This window comes from Bradyrhizobium sp. GW821-FHT13H05, from assembly GCF_058804065.1.
This window is the reverse complement of record NZ_JBXAPO010000005.1, coordinates 144,785-166,021: the sequence shown is the minus strand read 5'-3', so window position 1 is coordinate 166,021 and position 21,237 is coordinate 144,785. Positions and strand designations below refer to the sequence as shown.

Annotated in this window: 15 protein-coding genes; 12 read left to right on the top strand and 3 right to left on the bottom strand. The window is 62.7% G+C overall.

Annotated elements, in window-relative coordinates:
• Nucleotides 1-3: 3 nt before the first annotated feature.
• Entirely contained in the window at nucleotides 4-1,113 is a 1,110-nt protein-coding gene (mtnA, locus tag AC1RR3_RS17500) for an S-methyl-5-thioribose-1-phosphate isomerase (protein WP_492824360.1), read from the top strand.
• A gap of 125 nt (nucleotides 1,114-1,238) precedes the next feature.
• Here mtnA and AC1RR3_RS17495 read toward each other — a convergent pair whose 3' ends face one another.
• Nucleotides 1,239-1,874: an HAD-IA family hydrolase gene (locus AC1RR3_RS17495; protein WP_492824359.1), complete on the bottom strand. Its 636-nt coding sequence runs from the start codon at nucleotides 1,872-1,874 to the stop codon at nucleotides 1,239-1,241.
• Between the two features lie 110 nt (nucleotides 1,875-1,984).
• Between AC1RR3_RS17495 and AC1RR3_RS17490 the strand changes: the two genes are divergently transcribed.
• Together AC1RR3_RS17490 and AC1RR3_RS17485 are read left to right on the top strand one after the other, a co-directional pair.
• Nucleotides 1,985-2,743: a S1 family peptidase gene (locus tag AC1RR3_RS17490; RefSeq protein ID WP_492824358.1), complete on the top strand. Its 759-nt coding sequence runs from the start codon at nucleotides 1,985-1,987 to the stop codon at nucleotides 2,741-2,743.
• Between the two features lie 125 nt (nucleotides 2,744-2,868).
• Nucleotides 2,869-4,371 (top strand): flavin-containing monooxygenase, encoded by a 1,503-nt coding sequence (locus AC1RR3_RS17485; protein WP_492824357.1) that lies wholly within the window; start codon nucleotides 2,869-2,871, stop codon nucleotides 4,369-4,371.
• 9 nt (nucleotides 4,372-4,380) lie between these two features.
• Here the strand turns inward: AC1RR3_RS17485 and AC1RR3_RS17480 are convergent, their stop codons facing one another.
• Both AC1RR3_RS17480 and AC1RR3_RS17475 read right to left on the bottom strand, forming a co-directional pair.
• Nucleotides 4,381-5,310, bottom strand: a complete 930-nt coding sequence (locus AC1RR3_RS17480; RefSeq protein ID WP_492824356.1) for a response regulator — start codon at nucleotides 5,308-5,310, stop codon at nucleotides 4,381-4,383.
• Entirely contained in the window at nucleotides 5,294-8,665 is a 3,372-nt protein-coding gene (locus tag AC1RR3_RS17475) for a hybrid sensor histidine kinase/response regulator (protein WP_492824355.1), read from the bottom strand. The genes AC1RR3_RS17480 and AC1RR3_RS17475 overlap by 17 nt, the downstream gene beginning before the upstream one ends.
• A gap of 178 nt (nucleotides 8,666-8,843) precedes the next feature.
• Between AC1RR3_RS17475 and urtA the strand changes: the two genes are divergently transcribed.
• From urtA to AC1RR3_RS17430, 9 genes are all read left to right on the top strand, one after another.
• Nucleotides 8,844-10,103 (top strand): urea ABC transporter substrate-binding protein, encoded by a 1,260-nt coding sequence (gene urtA / locus AC1RR3_RS17470; protein ID WP_492824354.1) that lies wholly within the window; start codon nucleotides 8,844-8,846, stop codon nucleotides 10,101-10,103.
• Nucleotides 10,104-10,242: 139 nt separating this feature from the next.
• On the top strand, nucleotides 10,243-11,169 hold the full coding sequence (gene urtB / locus AC1RR3_RS17465; RefSeq protein ID WP_492824353.1) for an urea ABC transporter permease subunit UrtB: 927 nt from the start codon (nucleotides 10,243-10,245) through the stop codon (nucleotides 11,167-11,169).
• A 19-nt stretch (nucleotides 11,170-11,188) separates the two neighbouring features.
• On the top strand, nucleotides 11,189-12,331 hold the full coding sequence (urtC, locus tag AC1RR3_RS17460; protein WP_492824352.1) for an urea ABC transporter permease subunit UrtC: 1,143 nt from the start codon (nucleotides 11,189-11,191) through the stop codon (nucleotides 12,329-12,331).
• A gap of 172 nt (nucleotides 12,332-12,503) precedes the next feature.
• Nucleotides 12,504-13,259: an urea ABC transporter ATP-binding protein UrtD gene (gene urtD, locus AC1RR3_RS17455; protein WP_271581475.1), complete on the top strand. Its 756-nt coding sequence runs from the start codon at nucleotides 12,504-12,506 to the stop codon at nucleotides 13,257-13,259.
• A gap of 223 nt (nucleotides 13,260-13,482) precedes the next feature.
• On the top strand, nucleotides 13,483-14,172 hold the full coding sequence (gene urtE, locus AC1RR3_RS17450) for an urea ABC transporter ATP-binding subunit UrtE (RefSeq protein ID WP_492824351.1): 690 nt from the start codon (nucleotides 13,483-13,485) through the stop codon (nucleotides 14,170-14,172).
• A 27-nt stretch (nucleotides 14,173-14,199) separates the two neighbouring features.
• The gene (gene fmdA / locus AC1RR3_RS17445; protein ID WP_008138949.1) at nucleotides 14,200-15,429 is read left to right on the top strand and encodes a formamidase; all 1,230 of its coding nucleotides are present in this window, start codon (nucleotides 14,200-14,202) and stop codon (nucleotides 15,427-15,429) included.
• A 114-nt stretch (nucleotides 15,430-15,543) separates the two neighbouring features.
• The gene (locus AC1RR3_RS17440; RefSeq protein WP_492824350.1) at nucleotides 15,544-15,921 is read left to right on the top strand and encodes an FmdB family zinc ribbon protein; all 378 of its coding nucleotides are present in this window, start codon (nucleotides 15,544-15,546) and stop codon (nucleotides 15,919-15,921) included.
• 44 nt (nucleotides 15,922-15,965) lie between these two features.
• Nucleotides 15,966-17,006 (top strand): aliphatic amidase, encoded by a 1,041-nt coding sequence (locus AC1RR3_RS17435; RefSeq protein WP_492824349.1) that lies wholly within the window; start codon nucleotides 15,966-15,968, stop codon nucleotides 17,004-17,006.
• A 493-nt stretch (nucleotides 17,007-17,499) separates the two neighbouring features.
• Nucleotides 17,500-21,237: an autotransporter domain-containing protein gene (locus AC1RR3_RS17430; RefSeq protein ID WP_492824348.1), complete on the top strand. Its 3,738-nt coding sequence runs from the start codon at nucleotides 17,500-17,502 to the stop codon at nucleotides 21,235-21,237.

Genomic DNA, 21,237 nt, shown 5'->3' with positions numbered 1-21,237 from the left:
GCCATGAAGGTCGACGGCAAGCATTTCCGCAGCATCTGGCGCGAGCGCGACGGCTGGTCGGTCGGCGCGATCGACCAGCGACGGCTGCCGCATGAGTTCGTGGTTGCGCGCCTGACGTCTTGCGAAGACGCGGCGGTGGCCATCCGCGACATGCTGGTACGCGGCGCGCCGCTGATCGGCGCCACCGCGGCCTATGGCATGGCGCTCGCGATGCGCGAAGACGCTTCCGATGCGGGCCTGAAGCGTTCCTATGAAGCGCTGGTCGTGGCGCGGCCGACTGCAATCAATCTGAAATGGGCGCTCGACGAGATGCGTGCGACGCTCGCACCGATTGATCCGGTCGAACGGGCTGAGGCTGCCTACGCACGTGCCGACGAGATCGTCGAGCAGGACGTCGAGATCAACCGCGGCATTGCCGACAACGGCTTGAAGCTGATCGAGGCGATCGTATCAAAGAAGAAGCCGGGCGAGACGGTCAACGTGCTGACCCATTGCAATGCCGGCTGGCTCGCCACCGTCGATTGGGGCACCGCGACCGCGCCGATCTATCTTGCGCATGAGCGCGGCATCAAGATCCATGTCTGGGTCGACGAGACCCGCCCGCGCAATCAGGGCGCCTCGCTGACCGCCTGGGAACTCGGCCATCACGGCGTGGCTCACACCGTGATCCCTGACAACACCGGCGGGCATCTGATGCAGCACGGCATGGTCGATCTCGCCATCGTCGGTACCGACCGCGTCGCTGCCAATGGTGACGTCTGCAACAAGATCGGCACGTATCTGAAGGCGCTCGCGGCGCACGACAATGGCGTGCCGTTCTATGTCGCGCTGCCGTCGCCGACGATCGATTTCGCCGTCAATGACGGCGTCCGCGATATTCCGATCGAGCAGCGCAGCGGCACTGAAGTTACCGACATGACCGGCCGCACCGCAGACGGACGGCTGGAAACCGTGCGCATCGTGCCGGAGGGCTCGCCGGTCGCGAACTACGCCTTCGACGTGACCCCGGCGCGGCTGGTCAGCGGCCTGATCACGGAGCGCGGTGTGCTGAAGCCGGATCGTGCGTCGCTGGCTGCTGCGTTTCCCGAGCGTATTACCGCCGCAGCAGAATAGTCAGTTCGCCAGGCGAGATTTTTCCACGTCGTCATTGCGAGCGCAGCGAAGCAATCCAGAATCTCACCGCGGAGGGGGTCTGGATTGCTTCGCTGCGCTCGCAATGACGGAGAATGACGCGCCAGTTAGCCCAGCTTCAGCCCCGTCGCCGCCTCGAGCGCGGCGATTGCTTGCGCGCCGCTGGCGACCTTGATCGTGGTCATGCCCATCTCGCGCGCGGGTTTCAGATTGACGCCGAGATCGTCGAGATAGACGCAGTTCTTCGGATCGACCTTCAGCGTTTCGACCATCAGCTGGTAAATGCGCGGATCGGGCTTGCGCAGGCCGATCTTGGCGGATTCGATGACGTGGTTGAACAGCACCATCACCTCGGCGACATAGAGCGAGCGTCCGGTCATGCTGCCGATCGCATTCGCCGGCAGATTGTTGGTGATGCAGCCGGTCTTGAACTGCGCCTTGATACGTTTCAACGCCTCGACCATCTCCGGCCGCAGATCGCCCTGGAGCAGCGGCAGCACGTCGCGGCCGCGCACCTCGGCGCCGAGCGCGCGCGATTCTTCGGCGAACAGCTTGTCGAACGCCTCGATGTCGACCTCGGCGCGCTCGAATTTGGCCCAGGCATTTTCCAGATGATTGGCGGCGTTGGTGCGCCTGATAATGTCGATGGGTAGGCCGCGCTCGGTTTCGTACCGCGCGAACGCCTCGAACGGCGAGCTCGTCAGCACGCCGCCAAAATCAAAGATCACAGCTTCGATCGCCACTATCCTGCCCTCGTCAATTCCTTTCCAAGAGGGCTAGCATGCGCTATCGGCAAGGGCCAGCCTGAAGCAATTTTCCGTCTTTACCGATGCTGACGCGAAAGCGTGTTCCCATGAAGAAGCTTGTCACTCTCATCACAGCCGCACTGCTGCTCGCCACGCCCGCTTATGCCATCGTCGGTGGCGGCACGCCGCAGGCCGATGGTGTTGCGCGCGCGATCGTCACCATTGTCGGCTCGCGCGGTAATTTCTGCACCGGCACCCTGATCGCACCGAAACTTGTGCTCACCGTCGCCCACTGTGTGCAGCCAGGCGCGGACTACAAGATCGTGGATCGCGGCGCCGACGGTACGCCGCAACTGCTGAATGTCCGCACCGTCGCGATCCATCCGAACTTCAACATGCAGGCGATGCAGTCGCATCGCGCCACTGCCGACGTGGCATTGTTGCAACTGGAAATTCCACTCAAGGGAAAATCGACGGTGCCGGTCGGCGCGCCGAATATTCCGATCCAGGTCGGCAGCCGCTTCGTCATCGCCGGTATCGGCGTCACCGTGCGCGGCGATGGCAAGAGCGGCGGCACGATTCGCGTTGCCGGCCTCGTTGCAACCGGCCAGCCCGGCACGCTCCAGATCAGGCTGGTCGATCCCGTAACCAACGGCGTTCGCGACGGAATTGGCGCCTGCACCGGTGATTCCGGCGGTCCCGTGTTCGAGGACAAGCCGAGCGGGTCCGTGCTGGTCGGCGTCATCAGCTGGTCGACGGGGCCGAATGGCGCTGCCGGTTGCGGCGGATTGACCGGGGTCACGCCGCTCACGCTCTATCGCGACTGGATTTTGCAGACCGCGCGGAGCTGGGGTGCGGCGTTGTAGTTTGATCGCGACTTGATCTATGCCATTTTGGTGCGGAAGCGCGACGGGCGACCATGCCTGTCGCGGAGGAAACGCGCCGTCCGGTCAAGGGCGGCCGCAAAAACAAGCAAGGCATAGAAGCAACAATGAATGTCACTGTTCGCAGTCACGCCACCACCAAACAGACTTCTGAACATTTCGACGTGCTGATCGTCGGCGCCGGCATCTCCGGCATCGGCAGCGCCTATCACATCAACAAGCAGCTTCCGGGTACGAGCTACGTCATCCTGGAAACGCAGGCGACGTTCGGCGGTACCTGGAGCACGCATCGCTATCCCGGCATCCGCTCGGACAGCGACCTCCATACGTTCGGCTACAGCTTCAAGCCCTGGGTCGGGCCGCCGATCGCGACCGCCGAGGAAATTCTCGCTTACATGAACGAGGTGATCGACGACAACGATATCGCTCGCCACATCCGCTACAAGCACAAGATCAATTCCGCGAGCTGGTCGAGTGAGAAAAATCTCTGGACCATCGAGGCGACGACGACCGACACCGGCGAAGCCAGGACCTTCACCGCGAACTTCCTCTGGATGTGCCAGGGCTACTATCGCCATTCGGAAGGCTACACGCCGGAATGGAAGGGCACCGACCGCTTCAAGGGCCGCATCGTTCATCCGCAGACCTGGCCTGATGATATTGACCTCGCCGGCAAGAAGGTCGTTGTGATCGGTTCGGGCGCGACCGCGGCAACGCTGGTGCCGAACATCGCGGACACATGCGCGCATGTCACCATGCTGCAGCGCTCACCAACCTATTTCCGGCTCGGCCGCAACGCCATCGAGATCGCGGAGGAGCTGCGCCGGCTTCAGGTCGACGAAGCCTGGATCCACGAGATCGTCCGCCGCAAGATCCTGTTCGAGCAGGATGCGTTCACAAAACTCTGCTTGTCCAAGCCGGAACAGGTCAAGAAGGAGCTGATCGGCCAGATCAGCGCGGTGCTCGGCCCGGATTACGACGTCGAGACGCACTTCACGCCAAGCTACCGCCCTTGGCGGCAGCGCATCGCGTTCGTGCCGGATGCCGATCTGTTCAAGGGCATCGCCAGCGGCAAGGCCTCCGTCGTCACCGACGAGATCGAATGCTTCGTCGAAAACGGCATCCAGCTCAAATCGGGCAAGCTGCTCGAAGCCGAAATCATCGTCACTGCGACCGGCTTCAATCTCGCAGCGCTCGGCGACATCGCCTTCGAGATCGACGGCAAGCCGCTCGCCTTCGGCGACACCGTCACCTATCGCGGCATGATGTTCACGGGCGTGCCGAACATGGTCTGGGTGTTCGGCTATTTCCGCGCCAGCTGGACGCTGCGCGTCGATCTCGTCGCCGACTTCGTCTGCCGGCTGCTCGGCCACATGAAGGCCAAGGGTACGAAGAAGGTCGAGGTCAAGCTCCGCGCCGAAGACCACAACATGCCGATCCTGCCCTGGATCGATCCGGAGAACTTCAACCCCGGCTACATCATGCGCGACATGAACCTGTTGCCCAAGCGCGGCGACAAGCCTGAATGGCAGCACAGCCAGGATTACTGGACCGAGAAGGACGAGATCCCGAAGACTGATCTGGACGACAAGGCGTTTGTTTACGGGTGAGCCGTTAGCTTACGAATTCCTTCTCGTCGCATTCGTGGCAATTGCCGCCGCCGCCGTCCGGTTCTCCACGCCGAGCTTGGCGTAGATCTGCTCCAGATGCTTGTCGACCGTGCGCGGGCTCAATCCAAGAATCTGCGCGATGTCGCGGTTGGTCTTGCCCTTGCTGAGCCAGGCCAGCACTTCACCCTCGCGCGTGGTGAGGCCGAGCTCGCTGGTGAATTCGGGCGGCAGCGCGGTGCCGGATTCCCTGGATAGCCGCAGCAGGAACTCGTTCGGGGCTGTTTCGCCCATGTAATAGAACCGGAGCTGCGGGTTGTCGGGCAAGGATGCCGCCTGGGACTTCGAGCTGCCCTTGCCCTTGGCCTGCTCCAGCCATTGCAGCAGCGATGGCGGCAGGACGAAGTCGTCGTAGGTCTGCGCGCCGTGGTGATCGGCCAAGAGCTTCTGCGCCTGCGGCGTCGCCCAGAGTACGTTGCCTTGCCGGTTGACCGCGAACAGGAAACGACCGGAGACGTCGAGCGCGGCGCGGGCGCTCTGGGTCAGCCGGGCATTGCCGAGATGAACACGGATCCGCGCCAGCATTTCCTCGATCACGATCGGCTTCGTCACATAGTCGACGCCGCCGGCGTCCAGTCCGCGCACGATATGCTCGGTTTCGGCAAGTCCGGTCATGAAGATCACGGGAACGTTGGCAAGGCCCGCATCGCGCTTGAGGCGGCGGCAGGTCTCGAACCCGTCAATGCCGGGCATCACGGCGTCCAGCAGCACGATATCGGGCGTGATCTGGTCGACGATGCGCATTGCGGCGGCACCGTCCAGCGCCACCATCACCGTCATCCCGGCGCCGTCCAGCGCGTCGGTGAGTAGCCGCAGCGTTTCGGGAGAGTCATCGACAACGAGCGCGACGTCGCGCTTCTTCGGTTCAATGCTCATAAGCATGCAACGTCTTCAATGTGGCCATGTACTGGTCGAGATCGAAACGATCGACGAGTGAGCGCATCTGCGCGACGAAGTCGGCATGCTCCGGATGCTCGCTGCCGATCTCGTCGAGCTTGAGCTGGATGCCCTTGACGTAACCGATCTGGCCGAGGCCGATCAGCGCCTCGATATGCCGTACCGGCGGTCGTGAGCCGCTCTCGGGATGCCAGAACGGCACCGCGATCTCGTCCGAGCCGTACTGCCATTCGATCTTGAGGAGTTGGCGGATGGTCTCCAGCAACCGCGGAATGTCGATCGGCTTCATCAGATAGCCGTCGTGGAAGGGCTGCGCCAGCGGCGTGCCGTGGGCTTCCAGCGCACTCGCCGACACCATCAGGATGCGCGCCTGGTGATGGCCGCTCGCGCGCAGCGTCTCCGCGACTGTCCAGCCGTCCATGCCCGGCATGGAGATGTCGAGCAGGAACAGATCGGGCCGGCAGTGCTGTGCCAGCGCCAGGCAACCCGGCCCATCGGGAGCGCTGAGCAGGATGAAGCCGAGCGGGGTCAGCACTTCGCGCAACAGATCGCGATGAACGGGGTCGTCGTCGGTGACGAGGATGGTCTTGCGCGCGCCGTGATAGCCGGAGACCGGCGCCTCCACCGGCGCGATGCGCCTGGGATTGGTGACCTCCGACAGCAGCATCTTGACCTTGAACGTGCTGCCGCGGCCAACCGTGCTGGCGACCTTGATGTCGCCGCCCATCACGCCGGCGAGCAACCGGCTGATGGTCAGGCCGAGTCCGGTTCCGGTCTGCGGCTGCGAGACACCGAGCGCGCCGCGTTCGAACGGCGCGAAGATGCGTTCGAGATCGTCGCCCTGGATGCCGGGGCCGGTGTCGATCACCTCGAACTCGGCAACGGGGCTGCGATAGTGCACCACGAACTGCACGCTGCCGGTCTGGGTGAACTTGATCGCGTTGGAGAGCAGATTGATCAGCACCTGGCGCAGCCGCTTCTCGTCGGCGTAGACCACGAGCGGCAAATGCGGCGGTCGCCTGAACACGAAGTCGATGCCCTTGGCGGCGGCCTGAAGGCGGAACATGCCGACGAGCTGATCGAGGAATTCGCTCAGGCGCACCTCGTCGCGCGACAGGTACAGCCGTCCCGCCTCTATCTTGGAGATGTCCAGAATGCCGTCGATCAGGCCGGAGAGGTGATCGGCGCTGCGACGGACGACGCGGACCTGGTCGCGCGGTTTGGTGTTCAGCGTTGCGTCCTGCTCGAGGAGCTGCGCGTAGCCGCTGATCGCGTTCAGCGGCGAGCGCAGCTCATGGCTCAGGCCGACGACATAGCGGCTCTTGGCGAGGTTGGCGGATTCGGCAACCTCCTTGGCACGCTGGAGCTCGGCATCGGTGCGCTTGTGCGCGTCGATCTCCTGGATCAGCAGCGCGGTCTGGCGTCGCGTCTCGGCCTCGGCCGCACGGCGGCTCTGCTGCGCCAGCACGAACAGCCAGGCCACCACGCCGATGATGATGCTGAGCGAGAAGAACACCTTCCAGAGCACGTTGGAGACGAGGGTGTTCTCGCCATGCACGCTCGCCGAGGTCTGGAGATAAATCAACCCAAGCACCAGCGCGACGAGGCCGGCGGAGACGACGAACACACCGATGTAATGGCCGAACTGCGAGTTGATCCGCTGGTAGATCGGCTGCGGCAGGATCTTGCCGAGCGCGTCGGCAAACTGCACCTGCGCCCGCGCATGTGGCTTGCACAGGTCGTGGCAGCGTGCATCGAGCGAGCAGCACAGCGAGCAGATCGGGCCGGCGTAAGCCGGGCAAGAGGTCATGTCCTCCGGCTCGAAGCTGTGCTCGCAGATGCAGCACTGGATCGCTTCGATATTGGCCCAGCTCCGCTTTGGCTTGCGCGCGATGTAGTATTTTCCGCCGGTCAGCCAGGCGATCACGGGTGCGGTGACGAAGGCGACCGTCAGCGCGACGAAGGCGGCGAGCGCCTTCATGGTCGGGCCGAACAGGCCATAGAACGCCGCGATCGAGACGATGATTGCGAGCGTCATCGCGCCGACGCCGACCGGATTGATGTCGTAGAGATGCGCCCGCTTGAACTCCATCTGCGGCGGACGCAGGCCGAGCGGCTTGTTGATCACGAGGTCGGACACCAGCGCGCCGACCCAGGCAATCGCGACGTTGGAGTAGAGCGCCAGCGTCTGCTCCAACGCCTTGTAGACGCCGATCTCCATCAGCAGCAGCGCGACCATCACGTTGAACACCAGCCAGACGACGCGCCCGGGATGGCTGTGGGTCAGGCGCGAGAAGAAATTCGACCAGGCGATCGAGCCGGCATAGGCGTTGGTGACGTTGATCTTGATCTGCGACAGCACCACGAAGAAGCCGGTCAGCGCCAGCGCGAGATCCGGCTCCGACAGCACGTAGCGAAACGCCACGAGATACATATGCGCGGGCTCGGCGGCCTCTTCGGGCGGCACGCCATGGCTGAGCGCGAAGAAGGCGAGGAACGAGCCCGCGAGGAGCTTCAGTGCGCCGAGCACGATCCAGCCCGGCCCTGCGCTCATCAGCGCAATCCACCACGATGCTTTCGAGGTGCGCCGGTCGCGCGGCAAAAAGCGCAGGAAGTCGACCTGCTCGCCGATCTGCGCCACCAATGAGAACACGACAGAGGATGCGACGCCGAACAGCAGCAGGTCGAAATGGCCGCCGAGGTCGCCGTGCTCACCGGCGAATTTGTGCCATTCAGTGAAGGAGTGGGGGCTTGCCCAGGCGATTGCGGCAAAGGGCAGGATGTGGAGGACGATCCAGAGCGGCTGCGTCCAGAGCTGAAAACGGCTGATCAACGTGATGCCGTAGGTCACCAGAGGAATGATCGCGACCGCGCTGATGAGGTAGCCGATCGGGCGCGGGATGCCCAGACACATCTCCAGCGCGGTCGCCAGGATCACCGCCTCGACCGCGAAGAAGATGAAGGTGAAGGAGGCGTAGATCAGCGACGTGACGGTCGAGCCGATATAGCCGAAGCCGGCGCCGCGGGTGAGCAGGTCAATGTCGATGCCGCATTTGGCGGCATAATAGGCAATCGGTACGCCGCAGCAGAAGATGATGGTGGAGACGACCAGGATGGCGGCGGCGGCGTTGGTGACGCCGTAATTGAGGGTGATGGTTCCGCCGATCGCTTCGAGCACCAGGAACGAGATCGCGCCGATCGCGGTGTTGGCGACACGGGCGGCGGACCAGCGTCGCGCGCTTTTGGCGGTGAAGCGCAGGGCGTAGTCTTCCAGCGTCTGGTTGGCGACCCATTGGTTGTACTGGCGCCTGACGCGGTCTATTCGCTGCCGCCCTGCCACTCGAACCCCACTCCCGAAGACGTCCGAAACCTCTCGCGAACTCGCAAATCCCGTACCAAAAGCCTACGTCGGTATTTTGCGGTGCAGTATACGCGATCTTGCGTATGCTTGCGCTGCACAAATTCGAGCCATCCTCACGGCACCAATCGCGTGTCCTCGAACAAACAGTGGGGTGCTCATGTCAGACGAAGCAAACAAGGGCTTGTTGTCGCCGCTCCGGCGCAAACTATTGATGGGAATGGCCGCCGTGCCGGCCATCACGATGCTGCCGAAGGCGTCGTTTGCGCAGGCCCCGGCGACCTCGGCGGTCAACACCACGGGTCTCGCGGTCACCGACACCGAGGTGACGGTCGGCATCCTGCATTCGGCGACCGGCACCATGGCGATCTCCGAGACCGGCTCGATCGAGGCCGAAAAGCTCGCCATCGAGCAGATCAACGCCATGGGCGGCGTGCTCGGCCGCAAGATCAAGTTCATCCAGGAAGACGGCGCCAGCGACTGGCCGACGTTTGCCGAAAAGGCCAAGAAGCTGCTCGTGAACGACAAGGTCGCGGCGATCATGGGTTGCTGGACTTCGGCCTCGCGCAAGGCGGTGCTGCCGGTCATGGAGCAGTACAACGGCATGCTCTACTACCCGACCTTCTATGAAGGCCTCGAGCAGTCTAAGAACGTGATCTACACCGGCCAGGAAGCGACCCAGCAGATTCTCGCCGGCCTGAACTGGATCGCCAAGGAGAAAGGCGCCAAGTCGTTCTTCTTCATCGGCTCGGATTACATCTGGCCGCGCACCTCGAACAAGATCGCGCGCAAGCATGTCGAGAACGTGCTGAAGGGCAAGGTCGTCGGCGAAGAATATTATCCGCTCGGCAACACCCAGTTCAATTCGGTCATCAACAAGATCAAGCTGACCAAGCCCGACGTGATCTTCACCGACGTCGTCGGCGGCTCCAACGTCGCGTTCTACAAGCAGCTTAAGGCGGCCGGCATCGACCTCTCCAAGCAGGCGCTGCTGACGATCTCGGTGACCGAAGACGAGATCGATGGCATCGGCGGTGAGAACATTGCGGGCGCCTATGCCTGCATGAAGTACTTCCAGTCGCTCGACAATGCGAACAACAAGGCTTTCGTGCCCGCGTTCAAGAAGATGTGGGGCGAGAAGACCGTGATCGGAGACGTCACCCAGGCTGCCTATCTTGGCCCGTGGCTGTGGAAGTTGACGGTCGAGAAGGCCGGCTCCTTCGACGTCGACAAGATCGCGGCGGCTTCGCCGGGCGTCGAGTTCAAGGGTGCTCCGGAAGGCTATGTGCGCATCCACGAAAACCATCACCTCTGGTCGAAGACCCGGGTGGGACGCGCCAAGCTCGATGGCCAGTTCGAGCTGATCTACGAGACCGCCGATCTCGTCGAGCCGGATCCGTTCCCCAAGGGCTACCAGTAAGAAGCGTTAGTCGCGGCATTCGTCGCGCTTTCTCCCGAGATCAAGCAGCTCCCTGGCGTGGACAGCAAATCCACGCCCAAGACCCCCGCGTCGCGAACCTGCTCGCGACGCGGGACCTTACCCCCGACGGAGGACATCGATGTTCGGCGACTATTCGCTTGGTGATCTTGGCTCCATCTTCGTCATGCAGGGTTTTGCGGGACTGATCCTGTTCTCGGTCTACGTCCTGATGGCGCTCGGTCTTGCCATCATCTTCGGCCAGATGGGCGTCATCAACATGGCCCATGGCGAGTTCATGATCCTCGGGGCCTACGTCACCTGGATGACGTCGAATTTCTTCCAGACCTATTTGCCGAGCCTGTTCAGCGGCTACTTCTTCCTCGCAATGATCCTGGCCTTTGTCGCATCCGGTGCGCTGGGAATGTTGGTGGAATGGGTGCTGATACGCCATCTCTACAAGCGCCCGCTCGATACGCTGCTCGCGACCTGGGGTCTCAGCCTGATGCTCCAGCAGGCCTATCGGTCCGTGTTCGGCGCGCGCGAGGTCGGCGTCGAGCTGCCGCAATGGATGCTCGGCTCGCTGCACGTCACCGACAGCATCGAGGTGCCGATCAACGGCGTCTTCGTGATGTGCCTCACCGTGCTGATCACCGTCGCCGTCGCCTACGTGATGTACAAATCGCGCTGGGGCCGCCAGGTCCGCGCGGTGGTGCAAAATCGCATCATGGCCGGCGCCGTCGGCATCAATACCGAGAAGGTTGATCGCTATACTTACGGCCTCGGCTGCGGCATCGCCGGCATCGCTGGCAGCGCCTTCACCATGATCGGCTCGACCGGGCCGACATCAGGACAGCTCTACATCGTCGATACGTTCCTGGTGGTCGTGTTCGGCGGCGCCGCAAGCCTGCTCGGCACCATCGCCTCGGCCTTCTCGATCTCGCAGACGCAATCCACCCTCGAGTTTTTCATGTCGGGCTCGATGGCCAAGGTGCTGACGCTGCTCGCCGTTGTCGGAATCCTGATGCTGCGGCCGCAGGGGCTGTTCGCCCTCAAGGTCCGCAAGTGAGAAACGGAAGGCTGATGCAATGACCGACAATCGGTTCTTCAATCGATCGGAGCTGATCGGAATTCTGGTGCTCGCGGTCTTCCTTGTGGTGGTCCTGCCGCTCACGCTGGATGTCTTCAGGCTCAATCTGGTCGCGAAATATCTGACCTACGCCTTCGTCGCGCTCGGCCTGGTGATCTGCTGGGGTTATGGCGGCATTCTCAGCCTCGGCCAGGGCGTGTTCTTCGGGCTCGGCGGTTACTGCATGGCGATGTTCCTCAAGCTCGAGGCATCGAGCGTGGAGAACACCAAGATCCAGTCGACGCCGGGCATTCCTGATTTCATGGACTGGAATCAGATCACCGCGTTGCCGCTGTTCTGGAAGCCCTTCAGCAGCCTGACTTTCACCATCGCCGCCATCATCCTTGTGCCAGGCATTTTCGCTCTCATCATCGGGACCGCGATGTTCAAGCGCCGGGTCGGCGGCACCTATTTCGCCATCATCACCCAGGCGGTCGCGGCCATCCTGACCATCCTGATCGTGGGACAGCAGGGCTACACCGGCGGCATCAACGGCATGACCGACCTGCGGACGCTGAAGGGATGGGACATCCGGCCGGACCACGCCAAGATCGTGCTGTATTTCTTCGAAGTTGGTCTGCTGCTCACTTGCATCATGATCGCGCAGTTCGTCCGACACTCCAAGCTCGGACGCATCCTGGTCGCGATGCGTGAGAAGGAGGACCGCGTCCGCTTCTCCGGCTACAGCGTCGCGAATTTCAAGATCTTTGCTTTCTGCATCGCCGCCGTGTTTGCCGCGATCGGCGGCGCCATGTTCGCGCTCAATGTCGGGTTCATGTCGCCGTCCTTCGTCGGCATCGTGCCCTCGATCGAGATGGTGATCTACACGGCGGTCGGCGGCCGGTTGTCGATCCTCGGCGCGGTCTACGGCACGCTTCTGGTCAATTTCGCCAAGACCAGTCTCTCGGAAACGTTCCCCGAATTGTGGCTGTTCGGCCTCGGCGGCTTGTTCATCGCCGTGGTCCTGGCCTTCCCGAACGGTCTTGCCGGGATCTGGGGCGATTATGTGCAGCCGCGCATCGATCGCCTGATCTCGTCGCGCAAACCGAAACCCGAAGGTTGGACCGACAGCTCCGTCGCCGACGGCGCCCCGGCGGAGTGAGGAGATCATCATGCTCGTCGGTCACCACGATGCCGATGCCACGCTGGTAGTGAGGAGATAGATCATGCTCGTCGGTCATCACGATGCCGATGTCATGCTGGCAGTGAGGAGATAGATCATGCTCGTCGGTCATCACGATGCCGATGCCACGCTGGTAGTGAGGAGATAGATCATGCTCGTCGGTCATCAGCCCAAGGAATTCCTGCTCGCTGTCGAAGCCCTGACCGTGTCATTCGACGGGTTCAAGGCGGTCAACGATCTCTCCTTCTACGTCGACGAGAACGAAATCCGCGTCATCATCGGCCCCAACGGCGCCGGCAAGACCACGGTGCTCGATCTGATCTGCGGCAAGACCAAAGCGACATCAGGCTCGATCCAGTTCCGTGGCAAGGAGCTGACGCGGATGAAGGAAAACGAGATCGTCAAGACCGGCGTCGGTCGCAAATTCCAGAACCCGTCGATCTACGACGATCTCACCGTGTTCGAGAATCTGGAGATCTCGTATCCGCGCGGGCGCTCTGTGTTCGGTGCGCTGACCTTCACCCGCGACGCCGCCGTGCGCGACCGGGTGCATGAAGTCGCCGAGATGATCTTCCTGAAGGACCGTCTGAACATGAATGCCGATCTGCTCAGTCACGGCCAGAAGCAGTGGCTCGAGATCGGCATGCTGCTGATCCAGGATCCGGACTTGCTGATGCTCGACGAGCCCGTCGCCGGCATGAGCGTATCCGAACGCGCCAAGACCGCCGAGCTGCTCAACCGCATCATCAAGAACCGTTCGGTGCTGGTGATCGAGCACGACATGAAGTTCGTCGAGGACATCGCGCACAAGGTCACTGTGCTTCACCAGGGCCAGATCCTCTCCGAGGGCACCATGGAGAAGGTGAAGAATGATCCCAAGGTCGTCGAAGTTTATCTGGGGCACTGACGGATGGCGGAGGCTAGTGAAACAACTGCGGCTTGGACGGTGCACCTCTCCCCTTGTGGGAGAGGTCGGATCGCGCGAGCGATCCGGGTGAGGGGTATCTCTCCGCGCGTCAAACTGCCTCGAGCATCCGCGGATGCAGACCCCTCATCCGTCGCGGGCTGCGCCCGCGCCACCTTCTCCCACAAGGGGAGAAGGGAGACACACCGAGCTTAGGAGCGCGATCATGCTGGCAATCTCCGACCTCCACGTCGCCTACGGCCAGAGCGAGGTGCTGCACGGGCTCAACGTCAAGGTCGCCGCGAACGAGATCGTGGCGATCATGGGCCGCAACGGCATGGGCAAGACCACGCTGATGAAGTCGCTGATGGGCATTCTGCCCACCAAGAGCGGGTCGGTCAGCATGGACGGTGCTGAGCTCGGCAACCTGCCGAGCTACGAGCGAGTGGCAAAGGGCCTCGCCTATGTGCCGCAGGGCCGCATGATCTTCTCGACCATGACGGTGAAGGAGAACATCGAGACCGGTCTCGTTGTCTCCGGCGGGACCGAGGTGCCGGCTGACATCTACGAATTGTTCCCGGTGCTGCTGGAGATGAAAGGCCGCCGCGGCGGCAATCTCTCCGGCGGCCAGCAGCAGCAGCTCGCGATCGCCCGCGCGCTCGCCACCAAGCCGAAAGTACTCCTGCTGGACGAGCCGACCGAAGGCATCCAGCCGTCGATCATCAAGGAGATGGCGCGCACCCTCAAGCGCATCCGTGACGAAAAGGGCCTCTCGATCGTCGTGTCCGAGCAGGTCCTGAGCTTTGCGCTCGATATCGCCGACCGCGTGCTGGTGATCGAGAACGGCGAGATCGTGCGTGATGACCCGCGCGACAGCGTCGATGCCGCGCAGGTCTCGAAATATCTGTCCGTCTAACCAACCGTGTAAAAGGGGAGCTTCTCGATGCCAGAGACACTGATCAAGGTCGATCTCACCAAGTCGGCTTACGAAAATGACATGGTGCATAACCGCTGGCACCCCGACATCCCGATCGTGGCCTGGGTCAATCCCGGCGATGACTTCATCATCGAGACCTATGACTGGACCGGCGGCTTCATCAAGAACAACGATTCCGCCGATGACGTGCGCGACATCGACCTGTCGATCGTGCACTTCCTGTCCGGCCCGATCGGCGTCAAGGGCGCCGAGCCCGGCGACCTCCTCGTCGTCGACCTGCTCGACGTCGGCCCGATGAAGGAGAGCCTGTGGGGCTTCAACGGCTTCTTCTCCAAGCAGAACGGCGGCGGCTTCCTGACCGACCATTTCCCGCTGGCGCAGAAGTCGATCTGGGACATCAAGGGTCTCTACACCTCGTCGCGCCACGTGCCGGGCGTCAACTTCGCCGGCCTGATCCATCCCGGTCTGATCGGCTGTCTGCCCGATCCGAAGATGCTGGAGACCTGGAACAAGCGCGAGGCCGAGCTGATCTCGACCAACCCGACCCGCGTGCCCGGCCTTGCCAACCCGCCGTTTGCTGCGACCGCCCATGGCGGCCGCGCCAAGGGCGACGTCAAGGCCAAGATTGGTGCGGAAGGTGCGCGCACGGTGCCGCCGCGCGAGCATGGCGGCAATTGCGACATCAAGGATCTCTCGCGTGGCTCGAAGATCTATTTCCCGGTCTATGTGCCCGGCGCGGGTCTGTCGATGGGCGACCTGCACTTCAGCCAGGGCGATGGCGAGATCACCTTCTGCGGCGCCATCGAGATGGCCGGCTGGCTGCATCTGAAGGTCGAGGTGATCAAGGACGGCATGGCGAAATACGGCATCAAGAACCCGATCTTCAAGCCGTCGCCGATCACGCCGAACTACAAGGACTATCTGATCTTCGAAGGCATCTCGGTCGACGAGCAGGGCAAGCAGCACTATCTCGACGTCCACATCGCCTATCGCCAGGCCTGCCTCAACGCGATCGAGTACCTGAAGAAGTTTGGCTATTCCGGTGCGCAGGCCTATTCGATCCTCGGCACCGCGCCGTGCCAGGGTCACATCTCCGGCGTGGTCGACGTGCCCAACGCCTGCGCCACGCTGTGGCTGCCGACGGAAATCTTCGACTTTGACGTGATGCCGTCGGCGGCAGGACCCATCAAGCACATCACCGGCGATATCCAGATGCCGATCTCGCCGGACAAATAGTCGGCACTCTCCCTCTCCCCGTCCTTACGGGGAGAGGGTCGGGGTGAGGGGCTGTCTCCGCACGAACGGTGGCAGCGTGCTGTGTTGAACAGACCATAGCGTAGGGATGATGCGATGCCGGTCTATGAATATCTCTGTGACGACTGCGGTCCGTTCAAGGATCTGCGCCCGATGGCGGAATGCGACGATCCGCAAAGTTGTCCGCACTGCGAGACGATGGCGCCGCGGGTGATCCTGACCGCACCAAACTTCTTCTGCATGCCGGCGGACAAGCGCAAGGCGCACGCCGTCAACGAGCGCAGCACGCACGCGCCGCAGACGCTTGCACAATACAAGGCCTCGCACGGACCGGGTTGCGGCTGCTGCTCCTCGGGCAAGACCGTGAAGGACAAGAGTTCGTCGGACAGGAAAAAGCCGGCGCGGCTGGTGACCAAGACCAGGAGCGGCGCCAAGGGTTTTCCGACCGCGCGTCCCTGGATGATCAGCCACTAACACACGCGATGACTTCAAACGAATAAAAGACAGGAGCGCTCAAAATGCTTCACGGTGACATTTCCAGCAGCAACGACACCGTCGGCGTCGCAGTGGTGAACTACAAGATGCCCCGCCTGCACACCAAGGCCGAGGTGCTCGACAACGCGCGCAAGATTGCGGACATGCTGGTGGGCATGAAGGCTGGTCTTCCCGGCATGGATCTCGTGATCTTCCCGGAATATTCCACCCAGGGCATCATGTACGACTCCAGGGAGATGTACGAGACCGCCTCGGCCGTGCCCGGTGAAGAGACTGCGATTTTTGCTGAGGCCTGCCGCAAGGCAAAAGTGTGGGGCGTATTCTCGCTCACCGGCGAACGTCACGAGGAGCATCCCCACAAGGCGCCCTACAACACCCTGATTCTGATGAACGACAAGGGTGAGATCGTCCAGAAATACCGCAAGATCATGCCGTGGGTGCCGATCGAGGGCTGGTATCCCGGCAATTGCACTTACGTCTCCGACGGCCCGAAGGGGATGAAGGTCAGCCTGATCATCTGCGACGACGGCAATTTTCCGGAGATCTGGCGCGACTGCGCCATGAAGGGCGCCGAACTGATCGTACGTTGCCAGGGCTACATGTATCCGGCCAAGGAGCAGCAGATCCTGATTTCCAAGGCGATGGCGTGGGCCAACAATGTCTATGTCGCGGTCGCCAACGCCGCCGGCTTCGATGGCGTCTACTCCTATTTCGGCCACTCCGCGATCATCGGCTTCGACGGCCGTACCCTCGGCGAGTGCGGTGAGGAGGACTACGGCATCCAGTACGCGCAGCTCTCGAAACATCTGATCCGCGACGCGCGCCGCAACGGTCAGTCGCAGAACCATCTCTACAAGCTTGTCCACCGCGGCTACACCGGCATGATCAATTCCGGCGAAAGCCCGCGCGGCGTCGCGGCCTGCCCCTATGATTTCTACAAGAACTGGATCGCCGATCCCGAAGGCACCCGCGACATGGTCGAGGCGATGACCCGCTCGACGCCGGGCACCGACGAGTGCCCGATCGACGGCATCCCGAACGGGGCGGGCGCCAGCAATTATTGAGGGCACCGACCGCCTGATCGGAGCGGCCGGAATCGTGCTCTGGTTGCGAATAGGGGCTACATAAGCGTTGCGCGGGTACAACACCGAGCCTGAAAGTTCCCGTTTTCCGGGCAACATGGCAAGATTCGGAAACATGCCCGCAAAATTACGGAACACGACGTGCTAACCATCGCCCGGTAGCGCCGTAAGGCGCACGTGGCGTTGGGGGTGGGGCGTGCCGATTCAGTTGCGAACTGGCGAACGCGATCGACTGCGCGGAAGCGCCTTTGCCCTTCTGCTCACTCAGCTCGTTTCGGCGATTGCGTGTCTTGGGTTCGGCAGTGCCGCGCACGCTCAGAGTTTTACGTGGGGTGGCACCGGTAGCACGACAACCACGACCGGTTATCAACTGGATACCAATTGGTCCAACCCGCCCGGTGGCGCGCCGCCGGTATCTGCGGGGCAGTCGGCAATTTTTGGTGCCACCGGCTCCGCATCGATCGCGACCGGCTTTGTGTCGCCCGATTCCTGGACGTTCAACGCCAATTCGCAATCCTACACAATCAGCGGCAATGACGTGACTTTCAGCCAGGCAGGCGCGGGCGCCGGCATCGTCAACAACGCCAATGCCGGCCAAACGATTTCCATCGCCAATAACCTCGGTGAGGCGGTGGCCGGTGTCCAGTTGAGGCAGGCGGGATCCAGCACGCTGATCCTGACCGGGACCAATACCTACACCGGCGGCACCACGATCAGCGCGGGCACGCTGCAGATCGGGAACGGCGGCACAACTGGCTCGATCGTCGGCGACGTTCTGAACGACGGAAGCCTGGTGTTCTCCCGATCGAATAGTCTGACCTATAGCGGAACGATTTCCGGTGGTGGGTCCGTGACCATTCAAAACACGTTCACTGGCTTCACCATCCTGACGGGAAACAACACCTATACGGGCGGCACGACGATATCGTCGGGGGTGCTGGTGCTGGGCAGCGGTGCTGGCGGAGGCACCAGCGGCAGCATCGTCGGCGATATCCTGAACAACGGCTTGCTCACATTCAACAGGTCGGACGACATCGTTTTTGACGGACTCATCAGCGGGAATGGCGGCGTCAGCAAATTCGGGAATGGAAAGGTGACGCTGACGGCGGACAATACCTATTCCAACGGGACGGTGATCGCTGCGGGCACATTGGAGCTTGGTAACGGAGGAACAAGCGGCAATATCGGGTCGAGCACGGTCAACAACGGCGGTACGCTGGCCTTCAATCGCTCCGATACCCTGGTTTTTAATGCGGTCATAAGTGGCACCGGCAATGTCGTACAGCTGGGCTCGGGAACCACTGTGCTGGGCGCGGGCAACTCCTATATCGGCGGGACGATCATCACGTCGGGCACGTTACAAGTCACGAGTGGCACGTCTGTGTCGTCCGGCGACGTGACGCTCGACGGTGGCCTGTTCCAGGCTGACGGTGCCAGCGACCTCATCTTCACAAATAGATTCAAGATCAACAACACACCGGCCGGCGGCGCGATCGACGCCAACGGCGTCTCGCTGACGATCGCCGGCAACATCAGCGACGGCAACGGTCCCGGCAAGCTGACGGTGCTGGATGGCACGTTCAGTGGGCTCGGCGTCGTCACGCTGCTCGGCACCAACACCTATACCGGCGGCACGTTGATCTGCTCTTGCGGCAGCCTGGTGCTCGGCGATTCCACCCACATGGCCTCGATTATAGGCCACGTCACCAATGAAGGTCTCCTTGCTTTCGTCAATGCCGATACGTCGGGCATCACGACGCTGACCAATGATGGTGGCTTCACCACGTTCACGAATACGACGACCGCCGGCACGATGACCATCACCAACAAGAATGTCGGTGCAGTCGCGTTCCTGGATGCGAGCAGCGCCGGCAATTCCACGATCAAGAACCAGGGCGGCAGCGTCACGCTGTTCGGCACCAATGGCGGCACCGACACCGCGACCGCCGGCAACGCCAATATCGACAACAATGGTGCGGGCACGATCTTTGCCGCGTCGACCAATGCCGGTACCGCCACGATCACCAACCGCAATGGCGGCGGAACCGTGTTCGTCGACCAGTCGTCGGCATCGGGTGCAAACATCACCAACACGGGCGGAATTACCTCGTTCGGCCAGCCGTTTGGTACGGACGCGCCGACCGCCGGCAATGCCGTGATCACCAACAACAATGGCGGCGAAACCGACTTCAACGCCTTCGCCACGGCGGGCAATGCGGTCATCACCACCAATGCCGGCGGCGCGGTCTACTTCTTCGACAATTCGACCGGCGGCGCCGCGCAGTTCATCACCAACGGCACCGGCTTTGTCGATTTCTCGGAAAGCCTTGGGCCGAACGGCGACGGCCGCATTCCCGTGGGTTCGATTGCGGGCTCCGGATCCTACTACATCGGCGCCGGCAACACGCTGGTGGTCGGCGGCAACAATCTGTCGACCATGGTCAGCGGCGTGATCGCGGACACCAATCCGTGCGGCTGCGGCGGGCCCGGCCCGGGCAGTCTCGAGAAGGTCGGAGCGGGCACGCTGGCTCTGTCCGGCGTCAACACCTATACCGGCAGCACGACCGTCAACGGCGGTATCCTGCAAGTCGACGGCTCGATCGCCTCGTCGATCCTGACCACCGTGAATGGCGGCGGCGCGCTGACGGGCGTCGGCACTGTCGGCAATACCACGATCACGAGTGGTGGTATCTTCCTGCCCGGCAGCGGCACGGCGGGGACGTCGATGAACATCGCGGGCAATCTCGCCTTCCAGTCGGGTGCGCTTTATCTTGTCAGCGTAAACTCGACCACCTCAAGCTTCGCCAGTGTGACCGGCAGCGCGACGCTCGATGGTTCGGTCGGTGTAAGCCTCGCGGCCGGCGCGACGCTGTCCAAGAAGTATACGATCCTCACCGCGACGAGCGGCCGCAGCGGCGCATTCAGCGGCGTCGATACCACCGGCATACCGGGAGCGACAGCCACGCTCAGCTACGACGCCAATAACGTCTACCTGAATTTCGCGTTGAATTATGGCGCCAAGGGTAATCTCAATGCCAACCAGACCAACGTCGCCAATACGCTGACGAATTTCTTCAACGCGAATGGTGGCATTGGCGCGGCCTTTGTCTCGCTATCGCCGAATGGTCTGACGCAGGCCTCCGGCGAATCCGCAACCGGTGCGCAGCAGACCACCTTCAATGCGATGAATTTGTTCCTCGGCCTGCTGACCGATGCGTTTGGCTCAGGCCGCAGCGGCACGCCGGGTGCAACGCCCTATGCCGACGACACCGGCGCGAATGCCTATGCCGCGACCGGCAAGACCACCCGTGACAAGAATGCGCGCGACGCCTTCGCCTCGATCTACCGCAAGGCGCCGCCCACGGCGTTCGAGCAGCGCTGGGACGTGTGGGCGGCCGGCTACGGAGGCTCGCAGAGCACCGACGGCAACGCCGCCCTCGGCGCCAACAACACCAGCAGCAGCGTCTATGGCACTGCCGTTGGCCTCGACTATCGCTTCTCGCCGTCGACGATCGCCGGCTTTGCGCTTGCCGGCGGCGGCACCGGTTTCAACGTCAATGGACTCGGCTGGGGCCGCTCCGACCTGTTCCAGGCCGGCGCTTTCGTGCGTCACACGGCGGGACCCGCCTATATCACGGCCGCGCTGGCCTATGGCTGGCAGGACGTCACGACGAATCGCATCGTCACGGCCGCGGGCGTCGATCAGTTGCGTGCGCAGTTCAACGCCAACGCCGTCTCGGGCCGTGTCGAGGGCGGCTACCGCTACGCCACGCCGTGGATCGGCCTGACGCCCTATGCTGCGGCCCAGGCGACCCTGTTCAGCCTGCCGAGCTATTCGGAGTTCGCGGTGGTCGGCAACAACGCCTTCGCGCTCAACTATGCCGCCAAGGACGTGACCAGCACCCGCACCGAGCTCGGTTTTCGCGCGGACAAGTCGTTTGCTGCGGCCGGCGGCCTGATGACCCTGCGGGGCCGGCTCGCCTGGGCGCATGATTTCAACCCGGATCGCACCGTCGGCGCGGTATTCCAGACGCTGCCGGGCACGGCCTTCGTCGTGAATGGCGCCGCCCAGTCGCGCGATTCCGCGCTGACCACGGCGGCGGTGCAGATGAACTGGATGAACGGCTGGTCTGCGTCGGCAACCTTCGAGGGCGAGTTCTCGAACGTCACGCGTTCCTACGCCGGCAAGGGCGTGGTGCGCTACGCGTGGTAG

Excerpts from the sequence above, each read along its gene's own strand:
- AC1RR3_RS17490 (WP_492824358.1), top strand. The coding sequence starts at position 1,985 with ATGAAGAAGCTTGTCACTCTCATCACAGCCGCACTGCTGCTCGCCACG.
- urtA (WP_492824354.1), top strand. The coding sequence starts at position 8,844 with ATGTCAGACGAAGCAAACAAGGGCTTGTTGTCGCCGCTCCGGCGCAAA.
- AC1RR3_RS17485 (WP_492824357.1), top strand. The coding sequence starts at position 2,869 with ATGAATGTCACTGTTCGCAGTCACGCCACCACCAAACAGACTTCTGAA.
- urtD (WP_271581475.1), top strand. The coding sequence starts at position 12,504 with ATGCTCGTCGGTCATCAGCCCAAGGAATTCCTGCTCGCTGTCGAAGCC.
- AC1RR3_RS17435 (WP_492824349.1), top strand. The coding sequence starts at position 15,966 with ATGCTTCACGGTGACATTTCCAGCAGCAACGACACCGTCGGCGTCGCA.
- mtnA (WP_492824360.1), top strand. The coding sequence starts at position 4 with ATGAAGGTCGACGGCAAGCATTTCCGCAGCATCTGGCGCGAGCGCGAC.
- fmdA (WP_008138949.1), top strand. The coding sequence starts at position 14,200 with ATGCCAGAGACACTGATCAAGGTCGATCTCACCAAGTCGGCTTACGAA.
- AC1RR3_RS17480 (WP_492824356.1), bottom strand. The coding sequence starts at position 5,310 with ATGCTTATGAGCATTGAACCGAAGAAGCGCGACGTCGCGCTCGTTGTC.
- AC1RR3_RS17440 (WP_492824350.1), top strand. The coding sequence starts at position 15,544 with ATGCCGGTCTATGAATATCTCTGTGACGACTGCGGTCCGTTCAAGGAT.
- urtC (WP_492824352.1), top strand. The coding sequence starts at position 11,189 with ATGACCGACAATCGGTTCTTCAATCGATCGGAGCTGATCGGAATTCTG.
- urtB (WP_492824353.1), top strand. The coding sequence starts at position 10,243 with ATGTTCGGCGACTATTCGCTTGGTGATCTTGGCTCCATCTTCGTCATG.
- urtE (WP_492824351.1), top strand. The coding sequence starts at position 13,483 with ATGCTGGCAATCTCCGACCTCCACGTCGCCTACGGCCAGAGCGAGGTG.